Source organism: Pseudophaeobacter sp. EL27 (assembly GCF_900313025.1).
Classification (GTDB): domain Bacteria; phylum Pseudomonadota; class Alphaproteobacteria; order Rhodobacterales; family Rhodobacteraceae; genus Pseudophaeobacter.
Map to the genome: position 1 here is coordinate 186,275 of NZ_OMPQ01000009.1, position 18,904 is coordinate 205,178.

General features: G+C 53.0%; 18 protein-coding genes and 3 pseudogenes. 9 read left to right on the forward strand and 12 right to left on the reverse strand.

Features of this window, described 5'->3' with window-relative positions; translation table 11 throughout:
- Window positions 1-19 precede the first annotated feature (19 nt).
- Window positions 20-823, forward strand: a complete 804-nt coding sequence (locus ED661_RS08585; RefSeq protein ID WP_254054801.1) for a Crp/Fnr family transcriptional regulator — start codon at window positions 20-22, stop codon at window positions 821-823.
- Between the two features lie 119 nt (window positions 824-942).
- On the opposite strand, the pseudogene ED661_RS08590 reads toward ED661_RS08585, so the two are convergent.
- The 5 genes and pseudogenes from ED661_RS08590 to ED661_RS08610 form a co-directional block, all read right to left on the reverse strand.
- A pseudogene (locus ED661_RS08590) lies at window positions 943-1,338 on the reverse strand (transposase); the annotation flags it as partial.
- A 182-nt stretch (window positions 1,339-1,520) separates the two neighbouring features.
- Window positions 1,521-2,486, reverse strand: coding sequence for a methylenetetrahydrofolate reductase (locus ED661_RS08595; protein ID WP_122073516.1), 966 nt, complete (start codon window positions 2,484-2,486; stop codon window positions 1,521-1,523).
- Window positions 2,483-3,091: a methylenetetrahydrofolate reductase C-terminal domain-containing protein gene (locus tag ED661_RS08600; RefSeq protein WP_122073517.1), complete on the reverse strand. Its 609-nt coding sequence runs from the start codon at window positions 3,089-3,091 to the stop codon at window positions 2,483-2,485. The genes ED661_RS08595 and ED661_RS08600 overlap by 4 nt, the downstream gene beginning before the upstream one ends.
- 378 nt (window positions 3,092-3,469) lie before the next feature.
- Window positions 3,470-4,096 carry an FMN-dependent NADH-azoreductase gene (locus ED661_RS08605; protein ID WP_122073518.1) on the reverse strand — a complete coding sequence of 209 codons (627 nt, stop codon included), beginning with the start codon at window positions 4,094-4,096 and terminating at the stop codon, window positions 3,470-3,472.
- A 140-nt stretch (window positions 4,097-4,236) separates the two neighbouring features.
- Window positions 4,237-5,073, reverse strand: coding sequence for a radical SAM protein (locus tag ED661_RS08610; RefSeq protein WP_371412435.1), 837 nt, complete (start codon window positions 5,071-5,073; stop codon window positions 4,237-4,239).
- 46 nt (window positions 5,074-5,119) lie between these two features.
- Here ED661_RS08610 and ED661_RS08615 point away from each other — a divergent pair, with 46 nt between their 5' ends.
- Window positions 5,120-5,596, forward strand: a complete 477-nt coding sequence (locus tag ED661_RS08615; protein WP_216822442.1) for a hypothetical protein — start codon at window positions 5,120-5,122, stop codon at window positions 5,594-5,596.
- A 616-nt stretch (window positions 5,597-6,212) separates the two neighbouring features.
- A complete protein-coding gene (locus ED661_RS08620) occupies window positions 6,213-7,433 on the forward strand; it encodes an elongation factor Tu (protein ID WP_371412421.1) in 1,221 nt (406 codons plus the stop codon).
- A 627-nt stretch (window positions 7,434-8,060) separates the two neighbouring features.
- Here ED661_RS08620 and ED661_RS08625 read toward each other — a convergent pair.
- Window positions 8,061-8,543, reverse strand: a complete 483-nt coding sequence (locus tag ED661_RS08625; protein ID WP_122073522.1) for a MarR family winged helix-turn-helix transcriptional regulator — start codon at window positions 8,541-8,543, stop codon at window positions 8,061-8,063.
- Between the two features lie 218 nt (window positions 8,544-8,761).
- On the opposite strand from ED661_RS08625, the gene ectA reads away from it, so the two are divergent.
- The 3 genes and pseudogenes from ectA to ED661_RS08640 form a co-directional block, all read left to right on the forward strand.
- Window positions 8,762-9,292 (forward strand): diaminobutyrate acetyltransferase, encoded by a 531-nt coding sequence (gene ectA / locus ED661_RS08630; RefSeq protein WP_122073523.1) that lies wholly within the window; start codon window positions 8,762-8,764, stop codon window positions 9,290-9,292.
- A gap of 66 nt (window positions 9,293-9,358) precedes the next feature.
- Complete coding sequence (ectB, locus tag ED661_RS08635; RefSeq protein WP_122073524.1) at window positions 9,359-10,645, forward strand: diaminobutyrate--2-oxoglutarate transaminase; 1,287 nt, start codon at window positions 9,359-9,361, stop codon at window positions 10,643-10,645.
- Window positions 10,646-10,649: 4 nt separating this feature from the next.
- A pseudogene (locus tag ED661_RS08640) lies at window positions 10,650-10,781 on the forward strand (ectoine synthase); the annotation flags it as partial.
- A gap of 273 nt (window positions 10,782-11,054) precedes the next feature.
- On the opposite strand, the gene ED661_RS08645 reads toward ED661_RS08640, so the two are convergent.
- The 3 genes from ED661_RS08645 to ED661_RS08655 all read right to left on the reverse strand — a co-directional run bounded on the left by ED661_RS08645 (window position 11,055) and on the right by ED661_RS08655 (window position 13,235).
- Window positions 11,055-11,540: a YHS domain-containing (seleno)protein gene (locus ED661_RS08645; protein ID WP_122073525.1), complete on the reverse strand. Its 486-nt coding sequence runs from the start codon at window positions 11,538-11,540 to the stop codon at window positions 11,055-11,057.
- A 267-nt stretch (window positions 11,541-11,807) separates the two neighbouring features.
- Entirely contained in the window at window positions 11,808-12,170 is a 363-nt protein-coding gene (locus tag ED661_RS08650; protein WP_122073526.1) for a hypothetical protein, read from the reverse strand.
- A 114-nt stretch (window positions 12,171-12,284) separates the two neighbouring features.
- The gene (locus ED661_RS08655; protein ID WP_122074075.1) at window positions 12,285-13,235 is read right to left on the reverse strand and encodes an AraC family transcriptional regulator; all 951 of its coding nucleotides are present in this window, start codon (window positions 13,233-13,235) and stop codon (window positions 12,285-12,287) included.
- Between the two features lie 196 nt (window positions 13,236-13,431).
- Here ED661_RS08655 and ED661_RS08660 point away from each other — a divergent pair.
- Window positions 13,432-13,731: pseudogene (locus tag ED661_RS08660) on the forward strand (transposase); the annotation flags it as partial.
- A gap of 603 nt (window positions 13,732-14,334) precedes the next feature.
- Here ED661_RS08660 and ED661_RS08665 read toward each other — a convergent pair.
- Window positions 14,335-15,255 carry a LysR family transcriptional regulator gene (locus ED661_RS08665; RefSeq protein ID WP_122073527.1) on the reverse strand — a complete coding sequence of 307 codons (921 nt, stop codon included), beginning with the start codon at window positions 15,253-15,255 and terminating at the stop codon, window positions 14,335-14,337.
- An 85-nt stretch (window positions 15,256-15,340) separates the two neighbouring features.
- Here ED661_RS08665 and ED661_RS08670 point away from each other — a divergent pair, with 85 nt between their 5' ends.
- Both ED661_RS08670 and ED661_RS08675 read left to right on the forward strand, forming a co-directional pair.
- Window positions 15,341-15,988, forward strand: coding sequence for a bifunctional 2-polyprenyl-6-hydroxyphenol methylase/3-demethylubiquinol 3-O-methyltransferase UbiG (locus ED661_RS08670; protein WP_122073528.1), 648 nt, complete (start codon window positions 15,341-15,343; stop codon window positions 15,986-15,988).
- A 302-nt stretch (window positions 15,989-16,290) separates the two neighbouring features.
- Window positions 16,291-16,872 (forward strand): TetR/AcrR family transcriptional regulator, encoded by a 582-nt coding sequence (locus ED661_RS08675; protein WP_216822443.1) that lies wholly within the window; start codon window positions 16,291-16,293, stop codon window positions 16,870-16,872.
- Window positions 16,873-16,879: 7 nt separating this feature from the next.
- On the opposite strand, the gene ED661_RS08680 is transcribed toward ED661_RS08675, so the two are convergent.
- Complete coding sequence (locus tag ED661_RS08680; RefSeq protein WP_122073530.1) at window positions 16,880-17,554, reverse strand: glutathione S-transferase family protein; 675 nt, start codon at window positions 17,552-17,554, stop codon at window positions 16,880-16,882.
- A 50-nt stretch (window positions 17,555-17,604) separates the two neighbouring features.
- Window positions 17,605-18,489 carry a DMT family transporter gene (locus tag ED661_RS08685; RefSeq protein ID WP_122073531.1) on the reverse strand — a complete coding sequence of 295 codons (885 nt, stop codon included), beginning with the start codon at window positions 18,487-18,489 and terminating at the stop codon, window positions 17,605-17,607.
- Between the last annotated feature and the right edge of the window lie 415 nt (window positions 18,490-18,904).

An 18,904-nucleotide genomic window follows, 5' to 3' on the forward strand; every position in this document is an offset into this window, starting at 1 on the left:
TATGGTGAGGGGGCCAGTGATGCCAAATGCAGCAGTCGACATGGGGGAACCCTCCAGGGTCGCCTGCTGCGGTATCTTGCGGCATCCCTTGGGCAAAACCACAGAGGCCTTGATGACAAATACCCATGACACGCCACATCCCTGTGGCAAATGTGCCTTCTATGCAGGCAGCATTTGGCAGCCGATCAGTTCTGGGTCGATCTCTGTTCTTACCCAGGGGTTTTCGCGCAAAGAGCTGGATGCCGGGCAGGTTTTGTATGCGCAAGGCACTGAAAATCGCGGTGTCTTTTGTGTTTCTAAAGGCTTGATTGCACTTCGGGCGCTCCATCCCGATGGCAAGTCGACTCTTTTGAAACTGGCCTACCCTGGAGATATCGTGGGGTATCGTTCATTTCTGGAGAATGACTGCCACAAGACCGAAGCCCGCGCCTTGCAGCCGTCAAGGGTTTGCACCGTCGCGCAGCGGGATGCAAATCGGGTTATGCAGGGCAATCCATTGGTTTTGACCAAGCTGACAGGGCGCTGCGTTTCCGAAATCAACAACAGCCGGGAACGGATAATCTCAGCGGCAACACTGCCAAATAGGAAAAGACTCTCTGCCCTTTTGCACCGATTGATGGAAACTCACGGCGTGCGAACCGGAGACATCCTGCGGATGCAACTGCCTCTGTCCCGATCTGACCTCGCTGATCTCATCGGCGTACAGCCAGAAACCATGTCACGCTTGTTCAAACGATTGAGCGACGACGGGGAACTCGTCATTTCCGGACGAGATATCCAAATGCCCGTGCCGTTCTCGAGTCCACAGATTTGTCGTCGATAGTCACCGGCGGTATCAAACGAAATTATTGATCGGGGTCCAGAGAATGGCTTTGTTTTACAAACCGGGTGAGACTCGACCAGTGAGCCACTCCCCATTTATTGGACAGGTTGTGGCGTAATTTAAGCTACTCTTTGCACCTGCTGATCAGGGTTGGTTGTTTCAATTCGCTGCCAGTAGATCACAGCGGGTGGTTTGCCGCCAAGGGCGGAATATGGGCGTTTGTGATTGTAGAAGTCGATCCACTTCCTAACGCCTGCCTTCGCCTCTGATCCGGTTTCCCATGCATGCAGGTAGGGGCATTCATACTTTAGCGACCGCCACAGCCGCTCGACAAAGATGTTGTCGAGGAACAGGCCCTTGCCATCTAAAACCGGAAGGGGGTTTGCAAAATCACCGAGAGGCATCGAGATACGCACACCGGATCGACGCAGTCGGTTGGTCCAGACAAACGACGTGAACTGGCTGCCTTGGTCGGTGTTCATAATCTCTGGTGGGCCGAACTTGTGGATGGCCTCATAGAAATGAGGGCCGATCACGCACCAAATCTCAAACTGGATCACTTAGGGGATGTTGATCATGCGCATAGGAGGATCGGTGAGAACCCAGAACTCAAATCCCTTGACTTAAAGAGCCGTTCTTTCTCGCAGAAAATGGGAATTGAAATCGTATGTAGATGATGAGAAAAGTACAATTTGACCTATTTTACACGCGCCCCCAATACGCCGCTTTCCTGAATGATTTCTGAAACTTGATGTTCTTTCCGGTAGGCCATCACATGTACACCTGACACCCCGGCAATCTCGCGGATCTGCTGGATCAGCTCTATACAGATTTTCTTACCTTCAGCACTAGGTTTTTCCGCGCTTTCCATGCGGTGGATCACCGCATCGGGGATGTGGATGCCCGGCACGTTTGAACGCATCCAGCGCGCCGCACGGGCCGAGGCCAAGGGGCCAACGCCGGGCAGTATGAACACTTTCTTATCCAGCCCCAGGTCACGCACTCTTGCCATGAATTTCTCAAACAACGGGATATCATAGATATAGTTGGTCTGGATAAATTCCGCCCCCGCCGCGACCTTTTTCGCCAGTCGTTCCGGCCGCCAGTCATAGGGTTCGATACAGGGGTTTTCCGCCGCCCCTAGAAACAGTTGCGGCGGATTGCTGATCTTGCGTCCAGACAAAAACAGCTTGTCATCGCGCATGGTGCGAATGGTGCGCAACAGCGACAGGCTGTCGAAGTCAAACACCGGTTTTGCCCCCGGTTGATCGCCCACTCCAACCCCGTCTCCTGTCAGGCACAGCACGTTGCTGACCCCCATCGCCGCTGCGCCCAAAACATCGCCCTGAATGGCAATCCGGTTTCGATCGCGACACGAGATCTGATAGACAGGCGAATACCCCGCACGGGTCAAAAGTGCGGAAATCCCGATGGAGGACATGTGGCAATTGGCGCCCGAGGCATCGGTGGCATTGATCGCATCAACCACCTCGGCCAAGGGCTGTGCGGCCTCGTAAACATCTGCTGGATCGGCGCTGTCCGGCGGGTTCAGCTCTGCTGTGATCGCAAAGCGACCCGAGCGCAAAACCCGTTCCAGACGCGAATGTGAAACATGCCCCTCTGGCGGCGGCGTATAGGCGGGGATGGCGTTGGTGTCGATCATCCTTGCCCGCCTTTCGCGCCCGCTGGCCTGTCAATTGTCGGATCCAAATGCGCGGCCTCGGGCTCTTCGACCAATGGCGCGGTTGAGGGTTCTACTTTACGCGCGCCGGGAAAGGCTTTGGCGATGGTGGTGCGCCGCGCCTCATGGGCTTCGCGCAACTGCGCCGCCTTTTCGCGGCTGACCCGCAGCCATGACGACGAGCCCTCAAGATTGCGTTCCACCGGGGGCAAGACTTCAGCGATCTGCGCCCCGTTTTTCATCCGCGACGCGCCGTCCCAAGCCAGAGACCAAACGCATTTCATCTCCGGCTTCACCTCGCAATAGGCCCCCGATCGCACCCCGCCACAGGGCCCATTGCGCAGCTGTTTCGGGCAATTCATCGGACAGGACATGCCGGTCGAAGACAGCACACATTGCCCGCACATTTTGCAATCAAACAGCACCGATTTTACGACTTTTTCCACCAATGCCACCGGGCGTTCCACGCGCTGATATCCAATGCGCGACAAGACCGGATCCAGTGCCACCAATGCCTGTTCAACGCGGTGGTAGATCCACTCAAACGACCGTGAATGGCGGATGGAAAACAGGCGAACTCGGTACATGTCAGCTTCCTTTTCTCTGACTATAGATGGTAGGATTGGTAATTCGAATTGCCTTTTCCCCATCCTCATTTCCGATAGTAACAACCACCGGCCCAAAGCCCGCTTCACTATGTGATGGCCCTGTTATGGGACATAATAGCGACGGCCATTGGTTTGATATAGTGCCCTTTTCAAGGCGCGCCGCGGCCTTTACGCAGCCTCTTCTACTGGGATCCAAAGCGACATCACCTCAGCTTCTCAGCAGCACCCCACCCAAAACGAATATAGCGTTAAGCAAAGTTTCCAAGACCATACAAACGATCCGCTGAGCTGCAGTAATTTGGCCGCGGACCGCTAGCTTGGCGTTCTGATCAGATGTGGGCACAAATCGAAACCAGCCTAAAAACGTGCTCCCAATTCTCTTGCCTTGCGCATGCTCAATGCCAGTGCGTTTTCCAGTTCTTCCCCTTTCAGCACATCCGCCCATTCCATCAGAACAGTTACAACATCATCAATGCCAAAGAACTTGAACTGGGTGCGTACTCCCAATTCTCCCAGCTCGAACTGCTTCCAGTACCCCTCCGAGTAGCCGCCACCGCGAGAGGCGATAAACGCAACCTTCTTGCCAGCTCCGCCCAACAGGCCCACGGCACCAGCTTCGGTGTACTTGAAGGTAATCCCAGAGATGTTCACATAGTCGAAATAGGCCTTCAGAATTGCCGGCGTGCCCAGGTTCCAGAAGGGGGCAGCGATGATATAGCGGTCGGCCTCCACAAACTGGTCTACATATTTCATGATGTTCAGCTTGTTCTTCTTCACCTTTGGGCGAAGGGGTTCTGGCGCATAAAACTCGCTGATGTCCTCGACGTCCAAAAACTGGATGTTCTCGTCGTAGAGGTTCAGCGTGGTAACAACATCATCAGGGTTTTGCGCCTTGTAGGCGGTGATAAACTCATCTGCCATCTGAAGCGTGATCGACGTGTCTTTGGGCTTGGGTGAGGCGTTGATAAGCAGGACTTTTTTCATGCGTGTTCTCCAGGGATTTGGGCTGGCGGCTTTCTATTGCACACCGAGAGACGCGGATAATGCAGCGGAAGGTTGGAGCCGTCGATGTGCTTCAGCGGCGGAGCAAAGAGGGCCGATGCAAAGCGTTGACCCCCTATTTTTTACAGACGGCGGCGAGAGTCGTCTTTGAGGATGCTGGGGTCGTTGATCCCTTTATCCAGCGTTTCCATAAGCTTATCCCTGCCCCGCGGAATGACTCCCTGCATCGATAGATAGTTGATCGCGTGTTGGGTACTGAAGATACAGTTATCGATCTCCAGGTTCTCCAGGATCAGCTTGGTTTCCTGCAGGATCTGCACCGGCGTCAGTAGCTGAAATTCACCACTTTCGATCTGGGCGTACATTGGGGCGTCCGGGTCCTTGAGCAGGGCACTTAACCCTATGAAATTGGGCTGAACCTGGTTCAGGATCTTCGCCGAATTCAAGGCATGGTCCTGCCATTTTTCTTGCCCACCAATGCCGTTGAGCATTGTGGCCAAAAGAAAGATCGGCGTTTCCTTCACCTTTTGCCCCGCGGCAATCAGGTCCTCCGTCGTTTCATTCTTTTTGATATCCAAAAGGATGTCTTCATCGCCAGTTTCAAACCCCATGTAGATGATGTCCAAACCCAAGGCGTTCAGTTCCATCAGGTCTTCATGAGATTTCCGTGTGATGCCTGTTGCCCTCGCATAGATACCGACCCCCTCAAGATCCGGAAAAAGCTGTGCGATTTCCTCAAAAATGGGGCGCAGCCTATTCATGCTCAGCGCTAAGGCATCACCATCCGCCAGGAAAATTCGTTTGACGCTATGATATCTGGCTTTGGCCGTCTGCAGGTCAGCAAGGATCTCTTCGGTTTTCCGGGTGTGGAACTTCTTCTCTTTGTACATGCTGCAAAACGTACATTTGTTATGTGTACAGCCAACAGTGGCTTGCAGGATGTAGCTAACCGGGGCAATACAGCTGCTCGCAGCAAAGGGTCTTTCCGGATTTACCCACCGGGCGGTGGACCAATTTGCGGACTTGCCCCAGGGTTCTTCGTCTTACTATTTCCCCAAGAAGATCCCTTTTCTGATCGCAGTGAGCGCCTTTTTGGTCGACCAGCTGGATCAGGATTGCGACGGGCTGCAGGTGTCCTTTTCGGAATTGATTGCAGAGCACGGGCTTGACGTCGCAAGAGATTTATATGCTCAAGCGCTCGTCGAATACCTTGAGGCTTCACGACCTCTGTTTCTTGCACGGATCGAACTGACCCTAGCTGCGGCCCGCAACGACGAACTGGCAGACATAGGTGAGAAGCTGACGGTGGCAGCCCGGCGTCCAATTGCGTTTGGACTAAAACTGATCTCAGGCAGAAAGGAAGACAGACAAATCGAAACCTGTGCCGGATTGATCGATGGCATCACATTGATACATGCAACAGGTCAGGGCCAGAAGCCGACGGCACAGCAAGTCTCAGCTGTGTTTCGTTTGATACTTTAACTGTAGCCCTACCCCCTGAATGACGCCGCTCGTACGACTTACAGCTTGGGTGGCGTACCAAACCCAGCCCAACGTCAGTTTAAGCTGAAATTCTGCAAACAAACCCGCATCAATAATTCTTCACCATTGCGATCATCGCAACGGGTCGCAGGGAAGGCCAATGCAGTAAATCGCTTGGCCGCCAAAATGCTGAAGCTGGACGCTAACTGTTGGATTGGGCACGCGACATTGCGCCATCCATGACCTCCGCCAATGTCGGTTTTGGGTCGACCTGATTAAAGATCCCCGCATCTCAGTTCTTGCAATAATATGAACAACGACTAAGTAACCCGTTCAATTCAGAGGATGACCGTCATGAAACCGGTTTATGAAAATCAGAATACGAGTGCCGCTTCAGTCATTGCTGATGCGTCCGCAGTCGATTCATGGGAATTTTAGACCGCCTCTGAGAGTAATTTCCGGAGGCTTCGGCCTCCGTCTGGTTCAGATTTATGACCCCGGATGGCCGCCGCCTCCGGGGTTTTGAATTTCGGATCAAATGCCATTGGCACTGAATCCGACACAGAATTGGCGCGCCAATGCCAATGGCCGTCTCATATGCGCTTGGCCAGCGTGTATGGGCGGCGCTCATGAGCCAAAGGAGAATGAAATGGCTATGAAGATGAACGTGAATGTCGGCACCATTGGTCACGTTGACCACGGTAAAACGACCCTGACATCTGCCTTGACGCAGATCCAGGCCGCGCGCCTGGGCGGAGAGGCCTTGTCTTTCGATCAGATCGACAAGGCGCCCGAGGAAAAAGCCCGGGGTATCACGATCAACACTTCGCATGTCGCGTATGAATCCGAGACACGGACTTATGCACACATCGACTGTCCGGGACACGCCGACTATGTGAAGAACATGATCACCGGCGCTTCGCAAATGGACGGTGCGATCCTGTTGATCGACGGCACCGAGGGCGCGGCCAAGCAAACGATCGAGCACATCCTGCTTGCTCGTCAGGTGAACGTTGCGAACATGGTTGTCTTCGTGAACAAGATGGACATGCTGTCTGATGCTGATCGCGATGAGATGGCCGAGCTGATCGAACTGGAAACCAGTGCGTTGCTGGAGGCGCAGGGGTATAAAAACACCCCCTTTATCTTTGGCTCCGCGCTGCAGGCTCTTGAGGCGGCTTTGCGTGGTGATCTGGATACGCCCCAGGTGGCCTGTGTAAAAGATCTGGTGGCCGCCATGGATCGTCATTTTCCCGACCCTGTGCGGGATTATGACAGCCCGTTCATGATGCCGATCGAAGGCGTACACACCATTCCTGGCCGTGGCACGGTTGTGTCTGGCCGGGTCGAGCGTGGCGTCATCAAGGTGGGGCAACCGATCGAAGTGATCGGCCTGTCCAATGATGGTGCCGAGCTCGTCGTGACCGGCACGCAGGCCTTTCGCAAGGAAGTACCGGAGGCAAGGGCCGGCATGAACGTAGGCCTGCTGCTACGCGGCCTGAAGCGTGATGAGGTCCAACGCGGCCAAATCCTCAGCGCACCTGGTATCATCCAGCCCTTCCAAAAGGGTCGGGCTGAGATCTTTGTACTGACCGCTGAAGAAGGCGGACGTCATACGGCGTTTACGTCGGGCTATAGTCCGCAGTTCTTCTTTGGTGTGACGGATATCACTGGTGTGATTGATGTTGCAGAGGATCTGCCTGTGCTACCTGGCGCACAGGCCGAGGTCGGGTTTGTCCTGCACAAACCTGTCGGCATCGAAAAAGGCATCCGGTTCGCCTTGCGCGAAGGCGGCAAAACCGTTGGCGCCGGGATTGTGATCGAGGTTGCGAACTGAAAGCCTGAAGAAGGCCATGGCCCTGATCCTATTGGGGCCATGTCCGCTCTTTTCCAAGTCAAAGTTCATCAGATCTGAACTGGTACCGAATGTCCGGAATGACGGGCCGCGCCGCAGCATGAACATCATCAGTAGCCAAATATCAGCGGCATCTGCGTTCATTTTTTCCACCTGTGGAAACAGAAAAGGTGTCCGGGTAGTTCTGGTACCAACAGGGATCCACGTTGTCCAAAAACTTACTCCCAACCCTTTCACGACATTCGTGCTAGTTTAAGCTTCGGCTATGCTGCAAGGGCAAAGCTTTTGGCCCAACTTCCCGAGGCTGCCATTCAACGGATGATGCCCGTCCAAACAAATGCTGCACCTTCAACCAATGGCCGCGATGCGCAGAAAGCGGCCTTTGCAAAGTCGTGAAGGTTTGCAGAAAGCCGACATTGGAAAATTCATGACAAGATATTTCGGTGAGGAAGGGTGTCGACGCCGTAATTGGCTTCAGAATTTAGTCCTAATACGCATGCCAGGCAACCAAACAACCATTAACTAACTGATTAAATTTCGAATTTACTGAAGACCTTGGGTGGTGAAGGTTGCGAACCATAAGGCGCTGGGAGCCGCCCGCTTATGATTTCACTGGGTGCCTGCTGGGCGAATTTCACCAGTCGCAAGAACAGGAGACGCGTCCAGGTCTTCAGCGTCCAACATGGTTGCCACCCGTTCCAAATTGGCGACCAGCATCGCCTGTTCCCAATCCTCCATGGCCCGAAATTTGCGTACAAATCGTTGCTGTAGCGGGTCGGGCGCATCAACAAGAGTTTCACGCCCCGCATCGGTCAGCAAAATATGAATTTGTCGCCGATCCTCGCTGGATTTCTGTCGCAAAGCCAGACCATCCCGGACAAGCTTGTCGACCAGAGAGGTTACTGTCCCCTGAGAGACCTGCATGCGCAGTGAAATTGTCTTTGCCGTTACAAAGCCATTCTCAGACATGATCTGGAGAACGCGGAACTGGGCAGGGGTGACGCCAGTAGCTTGACGGATTTCGCGTCCGAATAATTCAGTTGTTCGAATAATGCGGCGCAGCGCGATCAGGCTGCTGTCGATACGGTCCATAAAATCTCCGATAGTTCAGGCATCAAAGCATACAGCGGTAAATAGGTGATTTCAATTCTCAAATAACTTCCACTTTCGAAGCAATTACTGGTCATTTTGCGACTTTATGCGCCAAATTCCGTCGTATAGGCGCGTCATTTAGGTAAATTTGCTTTGACTGTTGAAGTTTTTGTGGCCGTCTGATACTTCGACACCCAAAGCGATAGGAGAAGCCCAACATGCACACCCCCATTGACCCAATGCGCATCGATCTCCCCTCAGTTCGTAAGCCTGTAGCCGAAGACGGTGCCAAGGTTTGGGAGCTGGTGCAGGCTTGCAAGCCGCTTGATGAGAACTCCATGTACTGCAATCTATTGCAGAGCGATCATTTTGCCGACACCTGTTGTCTGGCAGAATTGTCCAAGGAGATGGTCGGGTGGGTCTCCGCTTATGTTTTGCCCAATGATCCTGAAACGCTGTTTGTTTGGCAGGTAGCCGTGGCCGAAAATGCGCGCGGACGCGGGCTGGGCTCCATGATGTTGCAATCCATTCTGCGGCGACCTCAGTGCAAAGACGTAAACCGCCTGCAAACCACTATCACCGCTGACAATAATGCCTCTTGGTCCTTGTTTCGCAGGTTCGCGAGTTTTCAAGACAGCCAGATGGACATCCAACCCTACTACACGCAGGCCTTGCATTTCCAAGAACGGCACAAGACGGAAAACCTCGTCACTATTCCTCTGATAAGGCAGCAGGCGCTCGCAGCCTGAGCGATGCGTATGCCGTTTTTTGCCAGCCAGTTCTTCCTGCCCCCTCTCAAATCTGAAAGAAACCCTATGTCTACACAGCTTGCCAGCAAGGCCATTTTTGGTCGTCGGGAATCCGAAGCCCGCAGCTATTGCCGCGGGTTTGATACAGTCTTCACGTCCGCCACGGGCTCCGAGATGATCGACCAAAGCGGACGGCGATACATTGACTTTCTTGCTGGGTGTTCGTCTTTGAACTACGGGCACAATGATCCGGACATGAAACGCGCCCTAGTAGCGCATTTGGAAGCCGATGGTGTTGCCCATGGCTTGGACATGCACACAGTGGCGAAATCCCGGTTTCTTGAGGTTTTTGAGCAGTTTATCTTGCAGCCGCGCAAGATGGATCACAGGGTGATGTTTACCGGCCCGACGGGAGCAAATGCTGTTGAGGCGGCGATGAAAATCGCCCGCAAGGCCACTGGACGCAGCAATATCATCTCCTTCACCAACGGGTTTCACGGTGTAACCCAGGGCGCCCTGGCAGCAACTGGCAACAGCTATCACCGTGGCGGTGCCGGAGTAACGCTCAACAATGTGACGCGGATGCCCTATGACGGCTATATGGGTCAGTCCTGTGACACGACTGATTTTCTGGAGGCCATGCTTAAGGATCGGTCTTCGGGCATGGACGCGCCTGCCGCAATTTTGCTGGAAACAGTTCAAGGCGAAGGCGGGTTGAATGCCGCCACGGCGGATTGGATGCAGCGCGTTGCAGAGCTGGCGAAGGAGGCCGGTGCTCTATTGATCGTCGATGACATTCAAGCAGGCTGTGGGCGCACGGGTGGGTTCTTTTCCTTTGAAGAGGCTGGCATTCGCCCTGATATCGTGACCCTGGCAAAATCAATATCTGGCTTTGGCCTGCCAATGGGGCTGGTATTGGTTAAGCCAGAACATGATGTCATGGGGCCGGCCGAGCATAACGGGACGTTTCGGGGCAATACGCATGCCTTTGTGACTGCCACCGTTGCCATTGAAAAGTTCTGGTCAGACGACAGCTTGCAGCAGAATGTTTTGCGCCATTCAGAGATCATTGCGCGGGGGCTGCAAGCCCTTGCTGAGATGGTTCCGGATGCGCGCCTGAAGGGGCGCGGCATGATGCGGGGCGTGGACCTGCGATGTGGAGATCTGGCTGGCAAGATCTGCGCGCGGGCCTTTGAACAGGGCCTCATTATTGAGACTTCGGGCTCCGAAGATCAGGTGGTCAAGATCCTTGCGCCCCTTACAACGCCTGACAGCATGCTTGAAGCCGGGCTCACTATTCTCATCAACGCCGCTCAGGATGTGATTGGCACCCAAAAATTTGCTGCGGAGTAAGGCTATGATTGTACGAGACTTCAACGAACTCATCAAAAGCGAGCGTGACCGCGTCGTGTCAGACGCCAAATGGAGCAGCGTGCGGATGCTGCTGGCAGAAGACCAAATGGGGTTTTCTTTCCATCTCACGGACCTCGGCGCTACTCTTGTGGACAGACTGTAACGTCAGCTCTGCGCAGTTTGTGTACTTTGCAAAGCCCGCCTTTCTGCCTGGAAACATCGCCTGTACCCCCTGCGATGCTGCATGAAAAGCGGTCATTTCGAACCGCGTACATCAAGTTCCCTAGTCTGATGGCAGCAATGCGGACGAAGGGTGCCTTCGCTGCGGTTGCACTAATGGTTGCTTTCTAAAGCAGCAGCGAGGCGACACAATGAGCCGCCCCACCTAGTTTGATTATGATTGCAAGACTTACAGATCTTCCACGGCAGTGCTCCGGATGTTTGCCCACTGCTCTTCGGCCTTGGAAATTGTGCCAGCGCGGTCTGTGTTGAATTCGTCAAAGATGGCGCGATTCAAAAAAACGTAGAGAGCGCCGTCGATCACAGCGTGGTAGTCAGGGTCACCGTCAAACTTCTTGCCAACCGACACACCGAACGTGCAGTAGCCGCCGTTTTGGGGCAGGTACATTGCTGGATTGGCTTCGAAGGTTTTCATGTTGTCTTCGGTGGAGAAATAGTAAGCCACGCCTTCATGAACTGTTGTGTAAACAGCCGAACCTTCGACAGGGTTCGCGGTTGCAATGAACTCAACTGGATCTACCCCATGCAAGCCAAGAGGTGCACCGGCAGCGGTGATGCCCCGTGAGATGTTGTATTCATCAGCTGCCATAGCAGCTGTGCTGCTGAGAGCGAGGCCGGTCAAAAGCGCGGAGGTGATTGCGAGTTTCTTGAACATAGAAGGTTCCTTTTTTACTGCGAGAGCTCGACCATCGAACGCTCATATCGTGCAGTCAAAGTATCTATTTGGAGATTTTCAACAATATATGGGCTAATGTTCTGAACAAAAGGTACGGTTTCACGAACGATTGGACTTTTTCGAAAAGAGGCCAAATTTCAGTAAATAATGCAGGACCTATGAGAGAGAGAACCTGCTTCCAGACCCACAGAATCGAACAAGAAAGGGGCCGCATTCTCAAGCGACCCCCATCAACGTCGTTGAGGCTCAAGCACTCAATGCAGCATCTTCTGGTTGATGGAGACCAACGACCAAGAGGACGGTTGCACCGAGCAGCGCGTAGTACCAGAAGTCGAGACCGGCAAATTCAAGAACAAAGGGTGCGACGACGAAGACAACTCCGACCAGCCCGTCAATGGCCAAGTGGAAGCTGTAAGGCAGGACTCGGAAAACTCCGAGATGGTGATCGGTCAGGACCGTCAGACCGAAGGCCGCAACACCGGTGGCCACTGATAGCCAAAATGCCAGGGCGTTGTCAGTGCCAAGCCCGAACAGGAAGGGCATAGAAATGAGGCCAATGGCGACGGGATAGTCTAGGTAAGCGTGGAGGGTTTTGGTAACAAAGCGCATAGTGTTTTTCCTCTAAATCTGAACTGCGACGCAGCATTGATGAGGTCAAACTAGACTTTCAGTCAGGGTCCATACATGTCCAGAAGTTTGCAAAACCTTGCAGATCGTTCAATCTTATGTACGCGCAAGGTTTTGCGACTTTCTAAACTCCGCAGGTGTCATCCCAATTTCTTTCTTGAAGACTCGTGTGAAGGAGGAATCTGAAGAGTAGCCAGCCTTCTCAGCAGCTTCGGCGAGTGACGCTCCTGGCTTTTGTAGAACTTTCTTAGCCAATTCCATCCGCCAGCGCGTAACGTATTCCAACGGCGTCATATCCACCGTTTTTTGAAATTGGACTGCAAAGCTCGTCCGCGACATGCCCGCGGCCTGCGCGAGGCTCTCGACCGTCCAGCTGTCAGTTGGGGACTTGTGAAAGGCATCAAGTGCTCGGCTCAAGTTCTTATCCGAAAATGCTCCTAGCCCCCATTCAATCGCTTCGTCTCCTTCAATGAAGCTGCGGATGGCCTGAGCGAGGATAGCTTCTGACATTTTCAGCGCGATCAGGTCTCCCCCCATCTTGGCTCCACCGGCCTCTTCTCCAATCATGCGGAGGGTGGCTTCCATCCAGCGTCCGGCGCTTTCACCATAGTTCTTGAGGTGGATATACGGAGGCAAGCGATCCAATAGGATATGACGCGAGCTTGGATCAAAAGAGAAGTGCCCGCAGACAAGCTGTGTTTCGCTCTGAGCGTCCTCTCCTCCGTATACAAGAACTCCTGATCCGTCGTAGCCAGATTTCTCCAACACTGCGTCAAGTGGCAGGATCGTCCTCTCCGGCTCATGTCCGCAGTACAGTGAATGTGACGCACCATGCGGAATGATCACGAGATCGCCCTGGGCGAGATCTACGATCGTGTCCGTGCCGTCCACACGCACCAAGCAACCACCGCGATGCGCAAAGTGGAAACGAGCGACGTTTTGATAGTTTGGAACGGCAACACCCCACGGCTTTGAGAATGACGTGCGGAAGTACAAAGTCCCCTGCATCGAAAGGTTGGTCAGGATATGGCTAAGAAGATCAAGCATGGAAGACATGCTACGATTTATCTCTTAAATGTACAGTCCTCTGAACGATCTGCACAGAGACTTGGACGTTTTGAGATGTCTCTGTGCGCCAAATTATGGGTAAGAAAATCGGTGGGAATTGCTTCGCTAGGGGGCTTTGTTGCGCAAATGAGTTTAGAGGATTCACGCTGTGAATCCAGCATGATAGCTGGAGGCCATGAGCAGTTGGACACCTACGAAGTACAAGACCACGAACTGGTCGACCTACAACACGGCATTGAAGCGTCGTGGATCGCGGGCAATCTGGTTTGATCCCGAGATGGTCTGGGTGCCGCCGCCGAACGGCAAACGCGGTCGGCAGCAGAGTTTCAGCGATGCCGCGATCCAGACCTGCCTGACGCTGAAAGTGTTGTTTGGCATACCGCTCCGCCAGACCTCTGGCTTTATCGAAAGCCTGTTACGGCTGGCAGGGTTGGACTGGGCGATGCCGGATTACTGCACGCTGTGCCGCCGACAATAGACGCTGAACATGCGCCCACCGTAGCGCATGACCGCTTCGCTTTGGGTCTTACCCAGTACCTTCAGAAACTCACGTTTCGTGACCAGCTTCTCAAGAGACTTGGTGACCCTGCGCCGATACTCGAAACTACCTGTTCTGTCGTTCTTCCTGAGGTATTTCACAGTCACATTCCGCATAGCCTAAACCCACATTGTGTAGCTAAGCGTGTAGTTGGAATGGATACAATAGAGGTACTTACCCTTATACATCAACAACTTACTGTGAGAAAAATGCCCCCCCCACACGGACTCGAACCGCGGACCTACTGATTACAAATCTGAAAAATTCTGTTTGTTTTCAATGTGAGTTGGAGATCAATATTCTCCAATTTGGAGTCGAAACAGAGGAAGTTGGCGGTTATCATGGTCGCCCACTTCCCGAATTCGACCGACCGTTTGACAACATGTTCAGTCCTTTTCAAGAAGGCCACCTACACTGGCAAATCTAATGCATAAAATCCGCTGACGGGCCCCAAGCAGACGTAATTTTCCGGCAAGTCGGACGAAAACCGGACTCTCTCCATGTCGGCCAAAAACCTTGCACTGTCCGTCAAAGCCGAGCCTACAGATGAGGAACTCGACTTGGAGCGCTCAATTGCTCTGCAAGCTGGTCAAACACCAACCGGATCCTTCGTGCAGTATGCARCTCCGAATGCGTGGCGAGCCAGATCGGAAATTTGAACGGKTCTCGACCGGGAAGCACCCTTTCGACGCCGGGGGTCATCGCAGCGACATCGTCAGACATAACACTCACCCCCAARCCTTGCCGCACCATCTCCCATGAAACGATTCCGGATTTTGACCCTATYCGGAAGTTCTGCGCGGTGACCGGAATGCCAGCAGGATTGAGAAAGCCAATTATCGYATCCACRTCYCCAAAACTAACAAAATCCAGCTTTGCAAGTTCAGCTTCTGTTTTGGGGCGCCCTACCTGGTCGAGGTATGAAGGGGTCGCGTAAAAATGCGCCGTCGCTTCRGCCACCAGTTTCGCTATCAGGTTCGGTTGAGTTGGGCGCACATGCCTGATGGCAATGTCAGCCTCGCGYCKYTGTATGTCGCGAAGATCATTCGTTGCGACGACATCGATCTCCAAGCGTGGAGCCGCCAAACGAATTTGCCTWAGGATGGGGGGAAGYTGATAGGCGGACATAACATCTGATGCGGTAATCTTGACTTGCCCGTCAATGGTATTTGACTGGCTTGTTGCGGTTAGTGAAATTCGGTTCGCAACATCAGCCATCTCYTGCACATGTACCAACAAGTCTGCTCCGGCGCTGGTCAAGGTCAGTGAATTTCCAACCCGCTCAAAAAGAGTTACTCCAAGTGACCGCTCCARTGCCGCAACTTGGCGGCCCACCGTCGGCTGGGTTTGCTCAAGMACACGCGCAGCTGCAGARAACGACCCCTTTTCGGTCGTCGCYAGGAAGGAGCGCACCTGGTTCCAGTCAAAGTTGATAGCTTTCCAGTTCATGCATTTATGCATAGAGCTTCTGCATATAAAGGCAATTCCCTTCAAATCCGTTTGAACTTACAAGCACCAAAATCGTGTGAAAAGAAAGAAACTCTCAATGGCTGCACTATCCAAAGACGCCGCGTTCTGGAGCAAAATTTCTCGCAAGTATGCCACAGATCCAATCCGGGACATGGACGGTTATCTGGTGACCCTTGAGCGCACAAAATCTCATTTGAAATCCGAAGATAAAGTGCTGGAAATTGGCTGCGGCACAGGTTCGACAGCACTGCTGATCGCACCGCATGTAGCCCAGATAACGGCTACCGACCTCTCACCAGGAATGATCGAGATCGCCAACGAAAAACTCGAACGCGAAAATGTTGGAAACGTCACATTCGAAGTGGCTGAAGTTCTTGATCATTCGCCTGAGGGCGCAWCTTACGACGCGGTCCTGGCGCACAACTTACTTCACCTTCTGCCAGAGCTCGATAGCGCGCTTGAATACATATCTTCACTGATAAAAYCGGGTGGCCTTTTCATCTCAAAAACCGTTTGTGCCCCAGAGCATCGARGCTTCAAATACACAATGATTAGTAAAGTTGCGATCCCTGTTATGCAGGCCATTGGAAAGGCCCCGTTTGTTGATTTTATAACTGCGGAAACCCTTGAGCGAAAAATGAACGACGCAGGTTTCGAGATCATTGAGACAACGGACAAAGTTGGGATGTTTACAAGCCGCTATATTGTTGCACGTAAGTCTTAGTCGCGTCGGGTGGCGCCAATCAGTCCCGGTTGCGGACTACTGCAGTCAGCCCAAGGCGTCCAAATGACAAACACAGGGTTCCAAGAAAAAAGACCTCCGTGGTTCCGCTATAGACTTGCCAGGAGATGGGCAAAATTGTGAGATTGGGGTCGCTCCAGCTGTCTCTTTTGGCTGTCATGCTACCTCTGCCCCTGCATAAATCACACCGGAAAGTATGATCTTCTTGTTCTTGATCCATAGCCAGAGTATTCACTCTGCGTAAGAGTGAAAACTTTGAGGCTGGCTGTCTGACCATGGGAACTATGGAAGAAAGAAAAGAGGCAAAGCGTGTCGCCATACTGGATGCTGCGCGAGAAGAATTCTTGTCGGCCGGATTTGAAGCCGCCAACATGGATAGAATTGCTTCCCTTTCAAACGTCACCAAGCAAACAGTCTATCGATATTTCCCATCAAAGACCGACCTGTTCGAAGCGACAGTAAGATGGATTGGGCAAATGAGTGGCGCCGATTTTTCGCGGCATTTGGATCATCCCGATACCAATGAGGCCCTGCTTCGGTTTGCTGAGGGTTTCATCCGTTGGCACCTAGAAGACGAACCTTTAAACATCTTAAGGCTGCTGGTGGCGGAAAGTGGCAAATCTCCAGAAATCGTCACGACCTTTTTCGCAGCAGCCCCGGATGAAACCAATGCCGTACTGACAAAGTTCTTCAGTGAACGATTGGGCGTTGAACACCCTAGTGAATCCATACGCCTATGGATCTCGATGCTTTTGGCCTACAGGGAGGATGTCTTGCTTGGCTTGGGCCGACCGGGCGATCCAGAGATCGCCCAACTGGCAGTTTCCGCGACCCGACTGGTGCTTGCGGATCATCAACGAGAGTGAGCAAGTGCTACTCGGACAGCTGGTTCGCCCACCGTCGAGCGATCGCCGATCCGCTTTGGGCGATTTTGGCAAGCGAGGTTTCTTCATAAGTGTCGAGGATTGAGCCTTGCACCGACGGGCGGCTGAGCACATTTTCAGCCCATTGCTTGACCACAGGCAAGTCAGCCAGAATGCCCGTCGCGAAATGCTGATCAAGCAGCGTGATCGACCTGAAGACTGGCGCATAGGCAGCATCTACCAGGCTGAACTTTTCGCCATTAAAGAACGACCGATCCCCAAGGATCCCTCCCAAAGCCCGCAGTTTGGTGCAAAGCTTCTCTTTTTCGACTTCAACCGAAACGGGATCTAACGCAGTTTTGATTTCATAGATGTGATCCAGAAGATCATAGCTGTGATTGATCCATAGTCGGTTCTGGGCTTTCAGAAAGGCATCCTGCGGATACAGGCTGCCTGGGGTCACCTCATCAATGAAGTCATTCATGATAGCCGATTCAAAGAGCACCTTTCCGTCAGCCAACAGAAAGGGAGTAGCTCCTTGGGGTGAACACTCCCGAACCCATTCGGGCTTATTATGCGGTTCGATATAGGTGACGGTGAATTCAATCTGTTTTTCAAACAGGGATATGATGCAGGGCTGCAGGAATGGGCAAAAGTCATAGCCCACGATTTCCAACTTGGTCATGGATACCTCGCGTGTTTGGGGATGCGGAAAAGGCTTTGCGGTTTGCGCGCTCAGCTGTCTTCTTTGGTTAGATACAGGGTATAGGCCAGGATCGTGATCAGGATGACCGCGCCGCCAAGGATGCTGTTGATCCCTGGAACCTCAGTGAAGAACAAATAGGCCCAGACCGGAGCCAATACGGATTCCAGCATGAGTGTCATCGACACTTCCGTCGCTGTGGCATAGCGCGTCGCAACCATGGACATGACGCGGCCAAAAGGCGCTGTAAACAGGCCCATTGCCCCCATGATCAACCATGTATTGGCGCTGAACGTTGCTGGCTCTGTGAAGAAAAACATCACCACTGCAAGAAGGAACCCGCCAAACCCTACTGCGCCCATGCGGCTAACCTCAGGAAACTTACGCAAGAGGGTCATCATCAGGGCAAGACAGGAGACAGCAAAGACCGCCAGCAGATCTCCCAGCCAGTTGCCTGATCCGGCAGATCCGGACACAACAATCGCGATGCCGATAAACACACCTACAATAGCAAGCAGCGTTTGCCGGGTCACCTTTTCCTTCAGAAACAGCCAGCTGAATGCTGCTGCAATTGCCGGTGTGGCACTGAAGATCAAAAAGGTGTTCGCAATAGAAGTATTCTTGATGGCGAACACGAGGCCGCTGGCACTTCCCAGCATCAAGAAACCCGCGACAAGCAAAGGCCAGCCACTGTCGCGCAGAACTTTGACCAGCCCCCGTCTGTCGTTGAGCTGAATGACTACGGACATTGAAATGGCGGTAAAAAGGCCGAACAAAAATGATGTTTCGAGCTCGCTTACGCCAGAAAATCGGATGAAAACCGGATCTAGGCTCATCAATAGCGCGCCCAAAAGCGCTATTCCTAGCCCCTTGAGCCGGATGTTTCGGGCAGTTTCAACAGGGGTGGTGTCGGTCATGTTCTGGCTCCTTAGTACCGGCAGGGGCGTTTCCTTGCATGGTACAATAAATCATACTTTGGAGTATGACTATTGGTGCACGGTGCCCTCGTCAATACTTATCATACTTTCAAGTATGATTCTTGGAGCGAGCAGCTTGGTTTATATCTTCAAGAGATCTCCCTAAGACAAAGGCTATGGGCATGAAGCGCAAAGTTCTGTTCACACCAATCTCGCAGTTGGGAGATTGAGCCACCCTGGCGTTGGATCTCTAATACTGCACTCGGTTCCGGCGGAAGCTATGCGCTGGCAGCGTCCTTGCCAAAGGCATGGCGATTGTGCAGCGCAGAAAACTAAGGCCAGTCAAGATCCCAAAGCAGCAATAAAACTTGACGAATGAAGGGTGAAAAAGCAGTCTTCAACTTTTAACCAAATT